The organism is Micromonospora sp. DT227, assembly GCF_049841835.1.
Classification (GTDB): Bacteria; Actinomycetota; Actinomycetes; order Mycobacteriales; family Micromonosporaceae; genus Micromonospora.
This window is the reverse complement of the sequence record NZ_JBNCLA010000005.1, coordinates 197,165-211,677: the sequence shown is the minus strand read 5'-3', so window position 1 is coordinate 211,677 and position 14,513 is coordinate 197,165. Positions and strand designations below refer to the sequence as shown.

13 protein-coding genes and 1 riboswitch are annotated in these 14,513 nt (G+C 74.4%); of the genes, 10 read left to right on the top strand and 3 right to left on the bottom strand.

Annotated elements, in window-relative coordinates; all coding sequences use genetic code 11:
• Positions 1–5: 5 nt before the first annotated feature.
• The 5 genes from ACLQ2W_RS19115 to fabF all read left to right on the top strand — a co-directional run bounded on the left by ACLQ2W_RS19115 (position 6) and on the right by fabF (position 5,061).
• A complete protein-coding gene (locus ACLQ2W_RS19115) occupies positions 6–1,310 on the top strand; it encodes a PucR family transcriptional regulator (RefSeq protein ID WP_405090704.1) in 1,305 nt (434 codons plus the stop codon).
• Between the two features lie 78 nt (positions 1,311–1,388).
• Positions 1,389–2,561: an acyltransferase domain-containing protein gene (locus ACLQ2W_RS19110; RefSeq protein WP_425787597.1), complete on the top strand. Its 1,173-nt coding sequence runs from the start codon at positions 1,389–1,391 to the stop codon at positions 2,559–2,561.
• Positions 2,562–3,506, top strand: a complete 945-nt coding sequence (locus ACLQ2W_RS19105) for a beta-ketoacyl-ACP synthase III (RefSeq protein ID WP_281936983.1) — start codon at positions 2,562–2,564, stop codon at positions 3,504–3,506. It begins immediately after the preceding gene.
• A gap of 86 nt (positions 3,507–3,592) precedes the next feature.
• Positions 3,593–3,832 (top strand): acyl carrier protein, encoded by a 240-nt coding sequence (locus tag ACLQ2W_RS19100; RefSeq protein ID WP_013735281.1) that lies wholly within the window; start codon positions 3,593–3,595, stop codon positions 3,830–3,832.
• A 2-nt stretch (positions 3,833–3,834) separates the two neighbouring features.
• Positions 3,835–5,061, top strand: a complete 1,227-nt coding sequence (gene fabF, locus ACLQ2W_RS19095; protein WP_405090707.1) for a beta-ketoacyl-ACP synthase II — start codon at positions 3,835–3,837, stop codon at positions 5,059–5,061.
• Positions 5,062–5,151: 90 nt separating this feature from the next.
• On the opposite strand, the gene ACLQ2W_RS19090 is transcribed toward fabF, so the two are convergent.
• Complete coding sequence (locus tag ACLQ2W_RS19090) at positions 5,152–6,882, bottom strand: glycoside hydrolase family 3 protein (RefSeq protein ID WP_425787596.1); 1,731 nt, start codon at positions 6,880–6,882, stop codon at positions 5,152–5,154.
• A 33-nt stretch (positions 6,883–6,915) separates the two neighbouring features.
• Positions 6,916–7,407, bottom strand: a complete 492-nt coding sequence (locus tag ACLQ2W_RS19085; RefSeq protein WP_425787595.1) for a DUF3145 domain-containing protein — start codon at positions 7,405–7,407, stop codon at positions 6,916–6,918.
• Between the two features lie 328 nt (positions 7,408–7,735).
• Between ACLQ2W_RS19085 and ACLQ2W_RS19080 the strand changes: the two genes are divergently transcribed.
• Entirely contained in the window at positions 7,736–8,065 is a 330-nt protein-coding gene (locus ACLQ2W_RS19080) for a hypothetical protein (protein WP_281936990.1), read from the top strand.
• Positions 8,066–8,104: 39 nt separating this feature from the next.
• Here the strand turns inward: ACLQ2W_RS19080 and ACLQ2W_RS19075 are convergent, their stop codons facing one another.
• Entirely contained in the window at positions 8,105–8,740 is a 636-nt protein-coding gene (locus tag ACLQ2W_RS19075; RefSeq protein WP_425787594.1) for a carbonic anhydrase, read from the bottom strand.
• A 152-nt stretch (positions 8,741–8,892) separates the two neighbouring features.
• Here ACLQ2W_RS19075 and ACLQ2W_RS19070 point away from each other — a divergent pair, with 152 nt between their 5' ends.
• The 4 genes from ACLQ2W_RS19070 to ACLQ2W_RS19055 all read left to right on the top strand — a co-directional run bounded on the left by ACLQ2W_RS19070 (position 8,893) and on the right by ACLQ2W_RS19055 (position 14,407).
• Positions 8,893–9,819 (top strand): alpha/beta fold hydrolase, encoded by a 927-nt coding sequence (locus ACLQ2W_RS19070; protein WP_425787593.1) that lies wholly within the window; start codon positions 8,893–8,895, stop codon positions 9,817–9,819.
• A gap of 115 nt (positions 9,820–9,934) precedes the next feature.
• Entirely contained in the window at positions 9,935–12,052 is a 2,118-nt protein-coding gene (locus ACLQ2W_RS19065; RefSeq protein WP_425787873.1) for a HelD family protein, read from the top strand.
• Between the two features lie 77 nt (positions 12,053–12,129).
• Positions 12,130–13,044 carry a cation diffusion facilitator family transporter gene (locus tag ACLQ2W_RS19060; RefSeq protein ID WP_425787592.1) on the top strand — a complete coding sequence of 305 codons (915 nt, stop codon included), beginning with the start codon at positions 12,130–12,132 and terminating at the stop codon, positions 13,042–13,044.
• Positions 13,045–13,186: 142 nt separating this feature from the next.
• Positions 13,187–13,316, top strand: a riboswitch (cyclic di-AMP (ydaO/yuaA leader).
• 5 nt (positions 13,317–13,321) lie between these two features.
• The gene (locus tag ACLQ2W_RS19055) at positions 13,322–14,407 is read left to right on the top strand and encodes a coiled-coil domain-containing protein (protein WP_425787591.1); all 1,086 of its coding nucleotides are present in this window, start codon (positions 13,322–13,324) and stop codon (positions 14,405–14,407) included.
• Positions 14,408–14,513: the final 106 nt, after the last annotated feature.

The following is a 14,513-nucleotide window of genomic DNA, read 5'->3' as shown; positions in this document are numbered from 1 at the left end:
TCGGAGTGGATCCGCTGGTCAGGCCGTGTCAGGCTGGTGCGGTGAGTGAACCGGGCGGTACCGAGACGTCGGCCACGCTTCGCCGCATCGAGCGGGCCGCGGGAAGCCTGGCCACCGCCAGCGTGGCCCGGATGGACGAGAGTCTGCTGTGGTTCCGCGAGCTGCCCGCCGACCAGCGTTCCTGGGTGATGCTGGTGGCCCAGGCCGGCGTGCGGTCCCTGGTCCAGTGGCTGCGCCAGGGCGGCGGCGCGACCGACCGCACCCAGGAGGTGTCGGACGAGGTCTTCGCCGCCGCGCCGGTGGCGCTCGCCCGCTCGATCAGCCTCCAGCAGACCGTGGCGCTGATCAAGGTGACCATCGAGGTCGTCGAGGAACAGGTGTCCGAGCTGGCCGTGCCGGGCGAGGAACAGTCGCTGCGGGAGGCGGTGCTGCGCTTCTCCCGGGAGATCGCGTTCGCCGCCGCCCGGGTGTACGCCCGGGCCGCCGAGACCCGCGGCTCCTGGGACGCCCGGTTGCAGGCGTTGCTGGTGGACGCGCTGCTGCGCGGCGACTCGCCGGACGTGCTGGCCAGTCGCGCCGCCGCGCTGGGCTGGTCCGACGCGCCGCCGGTGGCGGTGGCGGTGGGCCGCTCCCCCGGCGGTGAGGTGTCGGCCGTCCTGCACACCGTCTACCGGCAGGCCCGCCGGATCGGTGTCGAGGTGATCGGCGGCGTGCACGGCGACCGCCTGGTGATCGTGCTGGGCGGGGCGGCCGATCCGCTGGCGGCTGCCGGGAAGCTGCGTACCGCGTTCGGCGACGGGCCGGTGGTGGTCGGTCCGGCGGTGCCCAGCCTCGACGAGGCGACCGAGTCCGCGCGGGCGGCGCTCGCCGGGTTCCGGGCCGCGCCGGCCTGGCCGACCGCGCCGTGCCCGGTCGCCGCCGCCGAACTGCTGCCCGAGCGGGCGCTGGCCGGCGACACCGAGGCGCGCCGCCGGCTGCGCCACGACGTGTACGCGGCGCTGGCCCGCGCCGGCGGCGGCGAACTGCTGGAGACGCTCGACGCGTTCTTCGCCGCCGGCGGCACGCTGGAGAGCGCGGCGCGGGCGCTGTTCGTGCACCCGAACACGGTGCGTTACCGGCTGAAGCGGATCGCCGAGGTGACCGGATTCTCGCCGCTCGCCCCGCGGGACGCCTTCGCGCTCCAGGTCGCGTTGACCGTCGGTCGGCTCGACCCGGTGGTCCCGGCCGTCACGCCGGTCCCGAACCAGACAGCGAGCCCAGCCGGTCGGAAAGTGGCCCAGAGCGGCGACGACCGGCGCCGATCTTTGTAGGTTTCCTCTAAAGCTTCTAGTGCGGTTTGGTGCCGTGCGTTACAGCGCGACCCGCGAGTATCCGTCAGAGTCGTACACGTGCTCGCCGTACTCTCCCCCGGACAGGGTTCACAGAAGCCCGGTTTCCTGAACCCATGGCTCGACCTCGCCGGCGCCGAGGCGCGCCTGCGCTGGTGGTCGGCGCTGGCCGGGGTCGACCTGATCCACCTCGGCACCGAGGCGGACGCGGACGAGATCAAGGACACCGCCCGCACCCAGCCGCTGCTGGTCGCCGCCGCGCTGCTCGCCGCCGAGCACCTCCCGATGCACGACGTCCGGGTGGTCGCCGGGCACAGCGTCGGCGAGCTGGGCGCCGCCGCGCTGGCCGGGGTGCTGCCCGCCGAGGCGGCCGTGACGCTCGCCGGCGTACGCGGCCGGGAGATGGCCGCCGCCTGCGCGCTGGAGCCCACCGGGATGGCCGCCGTGCTCGGCGGCGACCCGGACGAGGTGCTCGCCGCGCTGGAGACGCACGGCCTGCACCCGGCCAACCGCAACGGCGCCGGCCAGATCGTCGCCGCCGGCGCGATCGCCGGGCTGGAGAAGCTCGCCGTCGAACCGCCGACCCGGGCGCGGGTGATCCGGCTCAAGGTGGCCGGCGCGTTCCACACCCCGTACATGGCCCCGGCCGAGGCCGCGCTGGCCGGCGTGGCCGGGGGCGTCACCGTGGCCGACCCGGCCCGCGTCCTGCTGTCCAACCTCGACGGCGCCCCGGTCGGGTACGGCCGGGAGGCGGTGCAGCGGCTGGTCCGGCAGGTGACCGCCCCGGTCCGCTGGGACCTGTGCATGCGCACCCTGGTCGACCTCGGCGTCACCGGCGTGGTCGAGCTGCCGCCGGCCGGCACGCTGGCCGGTCTGGTCAAGCGGGAGCTCAAGGGGGACGGGGCACCGGAGATCGTCACCCTGAACACGCCCGACGACCTGCCCGCCGCGCGGAGCCTGATCGCCCGGCACGGCGGTGGCGGCGTCGCCCGCCCGTCGGCGTCCGGTTTCCGGGTGGTGGTCTCCCCCGCCGCCGGTGTCTTCACGCCGGTGGCCGAGCTGACCGAGGGCGCCGGTGTGCACGCCGGCCAGGTCGTCGGCCACGTCGCCGCCCGGCAGGGGCGGGTCGAGGTGACCGCGCACGACAGCGGGCTGCTCACCGAGTGGCTCGCGCACCACGACGACCCGGTCGCCCCGGGCCAGCCCCTCGTCCGCATCGGAGGATCGCACTAAATGGCCGGCAGCCGGATCGCCGCGATGGGGCACTACCAGCCCTCCCGCGTGGTCACCAACGACGAGCTCGCGCAGTTCGTCGACACCAACGACGAATGGATCCGGGACCGGGTCGGCATCGCCACCCGCCGGATCGCCGGCGAGGAGACCGTGGCCGACATGGCCACCGCCGCCGCCGGCAAGGCGCTGGCCAGCTCCGGCCTCACCGCCGCCGACATCGACCTCGTCGTGGTGGCGACCTGCACGTCGGTGGACCGCAGCCCGAACGTGGCCTGCCGGGTCGCCGCGAAGCTGGGCATCAACGCGCCGGCGGCGTACGACCTCAACACCGCCTGCTCCGGTTTCGCGTACGCGTTGGGCACGGTGGATCACGCGATCCGGGCCGGCGCGGCGCGCAACGCGCTGGTGATCGGCGCGGAGAAGCTCTCCGACGTGACCGACTGGACCGACCGGTCGACCTGCATCATCTTCGGCGACGGCGCCGGCGCGGCGGTGGTCACCGCGACCGCAGACGACGAGCCGACCGGGATCGGGCCGGTGGTGTGGGGCTCCGCGCCGGAGAAGGGCGACGCGGTGCGGATCGAGGGCTGGCGTCCGTACATCGCGCAGGAGGGGCAGTCGGTGTTCCGCTGGGCCACCACCGCGCTGGCCCCGCTGGCGCTCCAGGCCTGCGAGCGGGCCGGGGTGGCCCCGTCGGAGCTGGCCGCGTTCGTGCCGCACCAGGCCAACGCGCGGATCATCGACGGCATCGCCAAGCGGCTGAACATCCCGGACGCGATCATCGCCAAGGACATCGTCGAGTCCGGCAACACGTCGGCGGCGAGCATTCCGCTGGCCCTGTCGAAGATGGTCGAGCGACGCGAGGTGCCCGCGGGCGCCCCGGTGCTGCTGTTCGGCTTCGGTGGCGGCCTGACCTACGCCGGTCAGGTCGTGCGCTGCCCCTGATGACCCCCTCGGGCGCGAACGCGCTCCAGGTGCGGTGGCCGGCGTCGCCGGCCGCCGAGAAACCCCGATGAGAGGAACCAACCGCAATGACCCGTGACGAGATCACCGCCGGCCTCGCCGAGATCCTCGAAGAGGTTGCCGGGGTGAGCCCGGACGACGTGGCCGAGGGGAAGTCCTTCACCGACGACCTCGACGTCGACTCGCTCTCCATGGTGGAGGTCGTGGTGGCGGCCGAGGAGAAGTTCGGCGTCAAGATCCCGGACAACGAGGTGCAGAACCTGAAGACCGTCGGGGACGCGGTCAGCTACATCGAGGCGCAGTCCTGATCATGAGTCGCCCCGACGTCGTCGTCACCGGGCTCGGCGCGACGACCCCGCTCGGCGGGGACGTCGCGTCGACCTGGGACGCCATGCTGACCGGCCGCTCCGGGGTGAGTGCGCTCACCCAGGAGTGGGCCGGGCAACTGCCCGTCCGGATCGCCGCCCAACTGGCGGTGGACCCGGCCGAGGTGCTGGACCGCGTGAAGCTGCGCCGGCTGGACCGCTCCCAGGCGATCGCTCTCATCGCCGCGCGGGAGGCCTGGGCGGACGCCGGGCTGGCCGACGCCGGGCCGGACCCGGAACGGCTGGCCGTGAGCGTCGGCTCGGGCATCGGCGGCGCCACCACCCTGCTCGCCCAGGACGACATCCTGGAGGCGTCCGGACCGCGACGGGTCTCCCCGCACACGGTGCCGATGCTGATGCCGAACGGCCCGGCCGCCTGGGTCGGGTTGGAACTGGGCGCCAAGGCCGGGGTGCACTCGGTGGCCAGCGCCTGCGCGACCGGCGCGGAGGCGATCTCGCTGGGGCTGGACATCATCCGCGCCGGCCGCGCCGACGTGGTGGTGGTCGGCGGCACCGAGGCGGTCATCCACCCGCTGCCGATCGCCGGCTTCGCCTCGATGCGGGCCATGTCGACCCGCAACGACGAGCCGGAGAAGGCGTCCCGACCGTGGGACAAGGCCCGGGACGGCTTCGTGCTCGGCGAGGGCGCGGGCGTGCTGGTGCTGGAGCGCGCCGACCACGCCGCCGCCCGCGGCGCCCGCGTCTACGCGCGCCTGGCCGGCGCCGGGGTCACCTCCGACGCGTACGACATGGTGCAGCCGCACCCGGAGGGCGAGGGCGCGATCCGGGCCATCACCCGGGCGCTCGCCGACGCGGACATGGCCGGACGGGACATCGTGCACGTCAACGCGCACGCCACCTCCACGCCGGTCGGCGACATGCTGGAGATCGGCGCGCTGCGCGAGGCGATCGGTGACCACCCGCTGCTCACCGCCACCAAGTCGATGACCGGGCACCTGCTCGGCGCGGCCGGCGCGTTGGAGTCGATCGCCACCATCCTGGCCATCCGGGACGGGGTCGTGCCGCCCACGGTCAACCTGGACGACCCGGACGACGGCCTCAGCCTGGAGGTGGCCGCGCACAAGGCCCGGCACCTGGAGATCCCGGCCGCGCTGAACAACGCGTTCGGCTTCGGCGGGCACAACGTGGCGCTGGTCTTCACCCGCCCCTGAACCAGGTCTGCAAGGAAGGGCCCCTCCTTAACACTCACGTGTTAAGGAGGGGCCCTTCCTCTACCGGAGGCGTTAAGCGGGGGCCCTTCCTTACACCTTGCAGGTGGTGGCGGGCAGGCCGGGGACCGGGACGGGGGCGCGGCCGGTGGGGCGGGCCTTGCCGGCGAGCACCGCGGCCAACGCGGTCATCGAGGCCCGGGTGGACGAGTAGGTCGCCAGCACCGTCGGCGACTTCGCCCCGGCCAGCACGTACGGCGTGTCCATCGCCACCGTCACGGCCGCGTCGGCGTTCAGGTCCTTCGTGCCGTCGCCGTACCCGACGAGGTGCACGACGGTGCCGCCGGAGGACACCACCTTGACACCGGCGGCGGTGAGCGCCTCGGTCAGCAGGGCCCGGGTGCGGTCCCGCCCACCGGAGGAGGTGACCCGGACCGGTCCGGTCACCGCGCCGCCGCACGTGCCGCGCAGCACGGTCACCGCGGCGGCGGCCAGGTCGGCGGCGGCCTTGCGGTGCTCGGGGCCGTCCAGCGTCGACAGCGCCGGCTGCGGGTGCCCGGCCAGCCGGAACTTCATGGTGAGCACCCGGGTGACCGCCTCGACCAGGCGGGTGCGGGGCAGCGAGCCGTCCGTCAGCGCGGCGCGCAGCCCGTCGTACGCCTGCCCGACGTTCGGCGTCATCAGGATCAGGTCGTTGCCCGCGTTGAGCGCGCGGACCGCCGCCTCGCCGGGCGACCACTTCTTCACCGGCGCCATGTTCATCCCGTCGGTGATCACCACCCCCTGGAAGCCGAGCTGGCCGCGGAGCACGTCGGTGAGCAGCTTGCGGGAGAACGTGGCCGGGGTGCCCGGGTCGACCGCCGTGACGTTCAGGTGGGCGGACATCACCGCCATGGCGCCGGCGTCGATCCCGGCGCGGAACGGCGGGAACGCGGTGCGGTCCAGCACGGCCCGCGACTGCCCGACCACCGGCAGTTCGGTGTGCGAGTCGGCGGCGCTCAGGCCGTGCCCGGGGAAGTGCTTGACCGCCGCGCCGACCCCCTCGGCCTGGAGGCCGCGGACCGCGCCGGCCACCTGGGGCGACGCGGTGGCCGGGGTGGCGCCGAAGGACCGGGAGCCGATCACCGTGCTGCGGGTGGCCAGCACGTCGGCGACCGGGGCGAAGTCCAGGTTGATCCCCATCGCGGCCAGTTCGGCCCCGGCGGCCCGCCAGGCGGCCTCGGTCAGCGCCGGGTTGCCGGCCGCGCCGGCGGCGAGCGGGCTGGGCAGTTGGGTCACCCCGTCGGTGATCCGGGTGACCACGCCGTACTCCTGGTCGGTGCCGACCAGGAACGGCGCGGCGCCGGCGGGCAGCTTGCCGGCGGCGGCGCGCAGCCCGTCGGTCAGCGCGCGGACCTGCTTCGGGTTGTCGACGTTTGTGGTCTCCTGGTTGCCCGAGGTCGGGTCGTCGGCGCTGAAGCCGACCAGGATCACGCCACCGAGGCGGTACTTCGCCACCATCTCGGCGGGGGTGTCGACACCGGCCAGCGCCCGGTTGCCGGCGGCCGAGCCGGCGGAGACCTGGGTGGCCGAGCTGCCGTACGCGTACGGCATCAGCACCTGGCCGACCAGGTCCTCGTCGGAGAGCGTGGCGACGAGCGCGGCGGCCCGGGCGGCGGGATCGGCGGCGGCCGGGTCGGTGGACCCCGACGCGCTCGCGCCCGCCGACGGCGTCGCTGTCGACGGCGTCGGCCGGGGCCGGTCCGGCCCGTCCGAGCAGCCGGTGAGGACCAGCGCGGTCAGTGCGGCGAGCGCGACGGCGGAACGCCGCGAGGGAATCGACACGGGACCCACCGTATCGGGGCAACTCGCCCGGCGTCACCCCACCCGGGTGAGCAGCGTCACCGGCGCGCCGTCGCCGGCGTACCGGTAGGGCTCCAGCTCGGCGTCCCAGGCGGTGCCGAGCGCCTTGTCGAGGGCGTGTGCGAGCGCCTCCGGGGCGCGGGCGGCGGCCATCAGGGTACGCAGCCGGTCCTCGCCGAGCTGGATGTCGCCGGCCGCGCCGACGGTGGCCCGGAACAGGCCCCGCCCGGGGACGTACATGAAGCGCTCGCCGTCGGCGCCGGGACTGGGCTCCTCGGTCACCTCGAAACGGATCATGGGCCACTGCCGGAGGGCAGCGGCCAGCTCGGCGCCCGTCCCCGGGCTGCCGGTCCAGCCGCACTCGGCGCGCCGCGCGCCGGGGTCGACGGGCTGCCCCGTCCATTGCAGGTTGACCGGCGCGGCGAGGACGCGCGCGATCGCCCACTCGACGTGCGAGCACACGGCGAGCGGGGTCGAGTGGACGTATACGACGCCACGCGTTGGCACGGTGACCTCCCGGTGAGCCGAGGTGCGTCTTCCCCTACGACCTCGTCACCCGAGTGGCCTCTGGCACACATGATGACCGCTGTGACAGGTGGTGCGCCAGCGAATCGGAAAATTCGCCGCGGTCGGTCGGCCGGAAATACCCGGGTGGGCGACCCGGTTGTGTCCCGGTGACGGCGCGACCACCAGCCAGGCGTCGCGTTCGTGTACAGTTCTCTGGGCGGTTCTGTGCCGCCGCACGTCTTCGCGGGCCGGCGCTCAAACCCGGGCGTCACTCGCACAGCCCCCGGACGGTTCCCGTCCCCACCGTACGTCTGCAAGGAGTACCTCCGTGGCGAGCAACACCTCTAAGACCGCGCGCGCGTCAGTCCGGGCCGGCCAGGCTGGCCAGGGTGGCGCCCTCAGCGTGCTGGGCGAGTTCAAGTACCTGATCCCGCTCAACGGCGGCAAGCACGCCTACGTGCGCAACCTGACCAACGGCAAGACCGCGCACCTGCGCACCGACTCCGACGCCTTCGTCGAGGAGATCCGGACGCTGGCCGCCGCCGGCCACGCCGCCAAGATCCGCGCCGAGATCAACGGCCTGGCCGCGTCCTACCCGGACCACGGCTGGGACGCGACCGAGAAGCGTCTCGTCGAGGCCGGTGTCTTCGAGGGCTGAGCCGCCCTCACCCGCACCACCGCGACCGCCCGTCGGGGATCACCCCGGCGGGCGGTTCCGTGTCTCCTCCGCCGGCAGCAACGTGACCTCACCGGTGGCCAGGTCGTAGAGCGCGCCCACCACGGCCAGTTCGCCGGTGGCGACCCGGTCGGCGAGCAGGTCGTCGGCGCGCAGCACGGCCACCGTGCGCCGCACGTGCCGGCGGATCGCCAGCGGGTGGACGGCCGGGTCCGCCACGCCGACCTCCCGCACCGCCGGGGTGATCCGGTCCACCACGTATCCCAGCGCGCCGCCGGGCCGCCGCCCGGTGCGCACCGCGTCGACGGTCGAGCCCACCGCGCCGCAGCGCTCGTGGCCGAGCACCATCACCAGGCGTACGCCGAGCTGGCCCACCACGTACTCGATCGAGCCGCAGACCGCGCGGTCGAGCACGTGCGCGCCGGTGCGGATCACGCAGATCGAGCCGAACGTCTGGTCGAAGATCGCCTCCAGCGGCACCCGGGAGTCGATGCAGCCCAGCACCACCGCGTACGGCTGCTGGTCGCCGGAGGCCACCGCCGCGGCGGCGGTCACGTCGTGCCCGTGCAGCGGTTGGCCGCTGACGAAGCGGCGGTTGCCGGTGAGCAGCTCGGCCAGGGCGGCCCGGGGGCTCCGGGCGGCGGGCGGGGACGGCATGCCTCCAGCCTGGTCACCGATCGGACCGCACGGGAGCGGACGGCGAATCTTCTCACCGGCCCGGTTGCCGTGGTGTCATGACGGGTAACGCCGGTGTCACCACCGGGTAACGCCCCGGTGGCCGGACACCGGGCGGCCCGGGGAGGTGGACCATGTCGGAGCACCAGGAGCTGCGGCTTTCCGACGACGTACGCCTGCACGTCACGGTGACGGGGCCGGTCGACGCCGACGTCACCGTGGTCATGCTGCACGGCTGGACGCTGGACGGGCGGAGCTGGCACCGGCAACTCGCCGACCTGCGGGACCGCTTCGGCGACCGGGTCCGGGTGGTCGCCTACGACGCGCGCGGTCACGGCCGGTCGAGCTGCCTGACGCTGCGCGACGCGACGCTGGCCCAGCTCGGGGACGACCTGGCCGCGGTGGTCGACGAGTTCGCCGCGTCCGGTCCGGTGGTGCTGGTCGGGCACTCGATGGGCGGCATGACGGTGATGGAGTACGCGCACCGCCACCCCGACCGGTTCGCCGAGCGCACCGCCGGTCTGGTCTTCGTCTCGACCACCGCCGAGGGGCACACGCACACCGTCTACGGGCTCTCGCCCCGGATCGCCCGGCTGATCCGGCTGGCCGAGACCACCGGCGCCGGGGTGCTGGCCCGCTGCGGCGGCTGGCGTCCGCCGTACGCGTTGCTGCGCGCGCTGCGGCCGAGCATCCGCTGGATGTTGTTCGGCGACCGCTGCGACCCGGCGGACATCCGGCTGGTCACCTCCGCGGTGGCGCGTGCCACGCTGCGCTCGATCGGTGGGTTCCGCGCCTCGATCGGCGCCCAGCACCGGCTGGAGACGTTGGCCGCGTTGGGCGGGTTGCCGGCCGCCGCGCTGGTCGGTGACCGGGACCGGCTCACGCCGCCGCCCTGCGCCGAGTCGATCGCGGCGGCGCTGCCCACCACGGAGCTGACCGTCTGCCCCGGCGCGGGTCACATGCTGATGATGGAACGGCCCGACGTGGTGAACGCCGCCGTGGCCGGGGTGCTGCGCCGGGTGCTGGCCGGCATCGCGGTCCCGGGCCCGGCCGCGGCCTGACGGACGGTCCCGGCGCCGGTCCGGGCCGGCGCGGAGGCGGGCCCCGACGTGCGGCTTGCCGGCGGCCCGTACCCTCATTCAGCCCGTCGTGCCGTCCGACCACAGGAGCACCGCGTTGACCGACCAGACCACGCTGGACCGGGAGATCGCCGCCGAGCAGCGGCATCTCGACCGGGTGTACGCCCGGCTGGCCGTACTGCGCCGGTCGGCGGCCGACGCCGAGCGGGAGGGCTACCGGCTGGCCCGGGTCGGCACGTTCGGCGCGCTGGTCGAGCGGGACGCGATGGTCTTCCACGCCGCGCAACGCCGGCACGTGCTGGACGCCGAGCACGAGGGGCTGGTCTTCGGGCGGCTGGACCTGCGCACCGGGCAGGTGCTGCACGTGGGCCGGCTCGGGGTGCGCGCCGACGACGCGGAGACGCTGGTGGTGGACTGGCGGGCGCCCGCCGCCGCCGCGTTCTACCAGGCCACGCCCGCCGAGCCGCGCGGCGTGGTGCGCCGGCGCACGATCCAGTCCGCCGCCGAGCGGGTCACCCGGATCGAGGACGACCTGCTGGACCCGGAGGCCGCGCCGGCGGACATGGCGGTGGTCGGCGACGGCGCGCTGCTGGCCACGTTGTCCCGGGCCACCGGTCGCGGGATGCGGGACATCGTCGCCACCATCCAGCGGGAGCAGGACGAGGCGATCCGGTCCCCCGGCAGCGGCGTCACGATCGTCTCCGGCGGCCCGGGCACCGGCAAGACGGCGGTGGCGCTGCACCGGGCCGCGTACCTGCTCTATTCCGACCGGGCCCGGTACGCCGGCGGCGGCATCCTGGTGGTCGGCCCGTCCGGCGTGTTCGTCGAGTACATCGCCTCGGTGCTGCCCTCGCTCGGCGAGGAGACCGCCACGCTGCACTCGCTCGGTTCGCTGTTCCCGGGCCTGTCGGCGACCCGGACCGACCCGCCGGAGGTGGCGGCCGTGAAGGGTTCGCTGCGGATGCGCCGGGTGCTGGAGCGCGCCGCGCGGGACGCGGTGCCGGACTCCCCGGCCGAGCTGCGCCTGCTCTACCGCGGTGAGCTGCTGCGGCTGGACCGGCCGGCGCTGGACGCGGTGCGGGACCGCACGCTGACCCGGGGCGCGCGCCGGAACGAGGTGCGTCGGGCCGCGTTCGACGCCGTGCTCGCCGCGCTCTACGCGCAGGCCCGGACGCTGCGGGTGGGCCGGCTGCCGGAGCAGCCCGCGTTCGAGGACGAGATCATCGAGCGGCCGGAGTTCCGCGAGTTCCTCAGGGCCTGGTGGCCCCGGCTGCATCCGCGTCACGTGCTGGGCTGGCTGGCCCGGCCCGAGCGGCTGCGCCGGTACGCCGGCGGGGTCCTCTCCACGGCCGAGATCCGGCTGCTCACCGACGCGTACCGGACGCTTGACACCGACGGGTTGACCGTCGCCGACATCGCGCTGCTGGACGAGCTGGACGCGCTGCTCGGCACGCCGGTGCGGCGGGCGAAGCCGAAGCGGGACCCGTACCAGTTGGCCGGCGGCGTGCGCGAGCTGAGCACGTACGCCGATCGGCAGCGCGCGGCCCGGGCCGCCGCCCGGGAGCGCCCGGAGGACTACCGCGACTTCGCCCACGTGGTGGTGGACGAGTCGCAGGACGTCTCGCCGATGCAGTGGCGGATGGTCGGGCGGCGCGGCCGGCTGGCGTCCTGGACCGTGGTCGGCGATCCGGCGCAGACCGCCTGGACCGGCGATCCGCAGGAACTGGACCGGGCGCGTGACCAGGCGCTGGGGCGGCGGCCCCGGCGTTTCTTCGAGCTGACCACCAACTACCGCAACTCGGCGGAGATCTTCGCGGTGGCGGCGGCGGAGATCCGCCGGCGCTATCCGGATCTGGCGCTGCCCGTCGCGGTGCGCTCCACCGGCGTGCCGCCGGTGGAGCGGACGGTGGCCGCGGCCGAGCTGCCGGCGGCCACGGTCGAGGCGGTCCGGGCGCTGCTGGCCGAGGTGGAGGGCACGGTCGGCGTGATCACGCCGGTGCCGCGCCGGGACGAGGTGGCCGGTTGGCTGGGCGGGCTCGGCGACGGCCGGCTCCAGGTGGTCACCAGCCTCCAGGCCAAGGGCATGGAGTACGACGGGGTGGTGTTGGTCGCGCCGAGCGAGATCCGGGCCGACCCGGGTTCGGGTGTCCGCACGCTCTACGTCGCGCTGTCCCGGGCCACCCAGCGCCTGACCACGCTCGATCCGGTGGGCTGACGCCACAGTCACTTGCACACATAGCGATGTGAGCATAGATTGGGCTCGTCCGGGACCCGGGGCGGGAGGGTGTGTGCGTGGGCGCAGGTCATGACCACAGCGGCGCGGTGGCCAACGCGGCGCACCGGCACTCCGGCCGGCTCTGGGCGGCGTTCGTGCTGCTCGCCGTGCTGATGGTGGTCGAGGCGGTGGCCGCCGTCACGACCGGTTCGCTCGCGCTGCTCTCCGACGCCGGCCACATGTTCACCGACGTGCTCGGCATCGGCATGGCGCTCGCGGCGATCACCGCCACCCGGCGCGCCCGGACCGACCCGCAACGCACGTTCGGGCTCTACCGGCTGGAGGTGCTCGCCGCGCTGGCCAACGCGGTGCTGCTCGGCGCCGTCGCGGTCTACGTCCTGATCGAGGCGGTACGCCGGTTCGGCGAGCCGCCGGAGGTGCTCGCCGGACCGATGCTGGTGGTGGCCGTGCTCGGCCTGCTCGCCAACATCGCCGCGTTCGCGCTGCTGCGCTCCGGCGCCCAGGAGAGCATCAACCTGCGCGGCGCGTACCTGGAGGTGCTGGGCGACCTGCTCGGCTCGCTCGGCGTGATCGGCGCCGCGCTGGTCATCGCGGTCACCGACTGGTGGTGGGCCGACCCGCTGGTCGCGGTGGCGATCGGCCTGTTCATCCTGCCGCGCACCTGGCGGCTCGGCCGGGCCGCGGTACGCATCCTGGTGCAGGCCGCGCCGGAACACCTCCAGGTGACCGCGGTGCACGACCGGCTGACCGCCGTGCCCGGCGTGGCCGAGGTGCACGACCTGCACGTCTGGACGCTCACCTCCGGCATGGAGGTGGCCTCGGCGCACCTGACCACCGATCCGGGCGCCGAGGTCGCCACCGTGCTGGCCGCCGCCCGGGCCGCGCTGCACGAGGACTTCTCGATCGATCACGCGACGTTGCAGATCGAACCCGGAGCGTCCACCGGCGCCTGCGGCCCGTCCGGCTGGTAATTAGGACAGACTTAAATCCACGTGGTTATTGTTAACTTATGCCGGTTATGCCCGGTATCCGGTTCCGGGTGGCGGAGCCGGCTCCGGGCAACGCCGGTAGGCTCGGTCGCGGCCGACCCGCAGGCGTCATCCGGCGCCGACGGAGCGGCCGTCGCCTAATCGCCCGCAGGGCGAGCCGGGGAACCACGTACGTGGGGTGCATCCGCGTCAGCGGTAGGGATCTTCCGTCCCGAACCCGTCAGCTAACCCGGTCGGCGGTTGACGGAAGGACACGTGAATGCCCCCAGTGGCACCTGTACGACGGACGGCCGCCCGGATGGCGGCCCTGCTCGTCGCGATGCTGACCCTCGGCCTCGTGACGGCACCGGTCTCCCCCGCCTCGGCGGCGCCCCCGACCGGCCGGCTCGCCGCCGCGCCCGGCGACGACGACGAGGGCGGCACGCCGGCGCTGCGCGCCAAGCTCGACGCCGCCAGCAAGGGCTGGCTGGAGGCCAAGGCCGCGCTGAACCGGTCGGTGACCCGGCAGAAGCAGCTCAACGAACGACTCGTGACAATCGACGCGGAACTGACCGAGCGCAACGCCAAGGTCGGTGAGATCGCCGAGGTGGCGTACCGCACCGGCCGGATGGGCACCGCCGCGGCGCTGCTCGGCAGCACCAGCCCGGAAGGCTTCATGGACCGGGCCGCCGCCCTGGAGACGGTCGCCGCGCACGAGGACCGGACGCTGCGCGAGCTGATCACCACCCGCGACGAGGCGATCCGCACCCGTACCGCGCTCGACGGCGAGGTCCGGGAACAACGCAAGCAGGTCACGGTGATGGCCAAGCGCAAGGAGCAGGCCGAGCAGGCGCTGGAGGAGGCCAACAACCGGCCCTCCGCCAGCAGCGGCGGCGGCAGCAGCGGCAGCGGGATCCGGGGCACCTCCACCGCGAACGCGAAGCCGGCCAAGCGCAACTCCGACGGCTCCTGGCCGGCCGAGTCGTGCAGCGTCAACGATCCGACGCCGGCCAGCGGCTGCATCACCCCGCGTACGCTGCACGCGCTGCAACAGGCGAAGGCCGCCGGCTTCACCCGGTACGTCTCCTGCCACCGACCCAGCGGCTCCGGCGAGCACCCGAAGGGCCGGGCCTGCGACTTCGCGGCCCAGAAGAGCGGCTTCGGCGGCGTGGCCAGCGGCGGCGACCGGACGTACGGCAACAACCTGGCCGCGTACTTCGTGCGCAACGCCGACCCGCTCGCCGTGCTCTACGTGATCTGGTTCAAGCAGATCTGGCTGCCCAGCAGCGGTTGGAAGTCGTACAGCGGGGGCAACGGCGACCCGTCCAGCGACCACACCAACCACGTGCACCTGTCGGTCTACTGAGCCCTACGCCCCACGACGTACACCGGGTGTCGGGGGGCGCCCCCGGCGGCCCCAGTCCCCGACGCCGGCGTCAGCCGCACCGAGAAGAAGCCAACCACCAAGATCC

Excerpts from the sequence above, each read along its gene's own strand:
- ACLQ2W_RS19070 (WP_425787593.1), top strand. The coding sequence starts at position 8,893 with ATGTCGGAGCACCAGGAGCTGCGGCTTTCCGACGACGTACGCCTGCAC.
- ACLQ2W_RS19105 (WP_281936983.1), top strand. The coding sequence starts at position 2,562 with ATGGCCGGCAGCCGGATCGCCGCGATGGGGCACTACCAGCCCTCCCGC.
- ACLQ2W_RS19055 (WP_425787591.1), top strand. The coding sequence starts at position 13,322 with ATGCCCCCAGTGGCACCTGTACGACGGACGGCCGCCCGGATGGCGGCC.
- ACLQ2W_RS19075 (WP_425787594.1), bottom strand. The coding sequence starts at position 8,740 with ATGCCGTCCCCGCCCGCCGCCCGGAGCCCCCGGGCCGCCCTGGCCGAG.
- fabF (WP_405090707.1), top strand. The coding sequence starts at position 3,835 with ATGAGTCGCCCCGACGTCGTCGTCACCGGGCTCGGCGCGACGACCCCG.
- ACLQ2W_RS19100 (WP_013735281.1), top strand. The coding sequence starts at position 3,593 with ATGACCCGTGACGAGATCACCGCCGGCCTCGCCGAGATCCTCGAAGAG.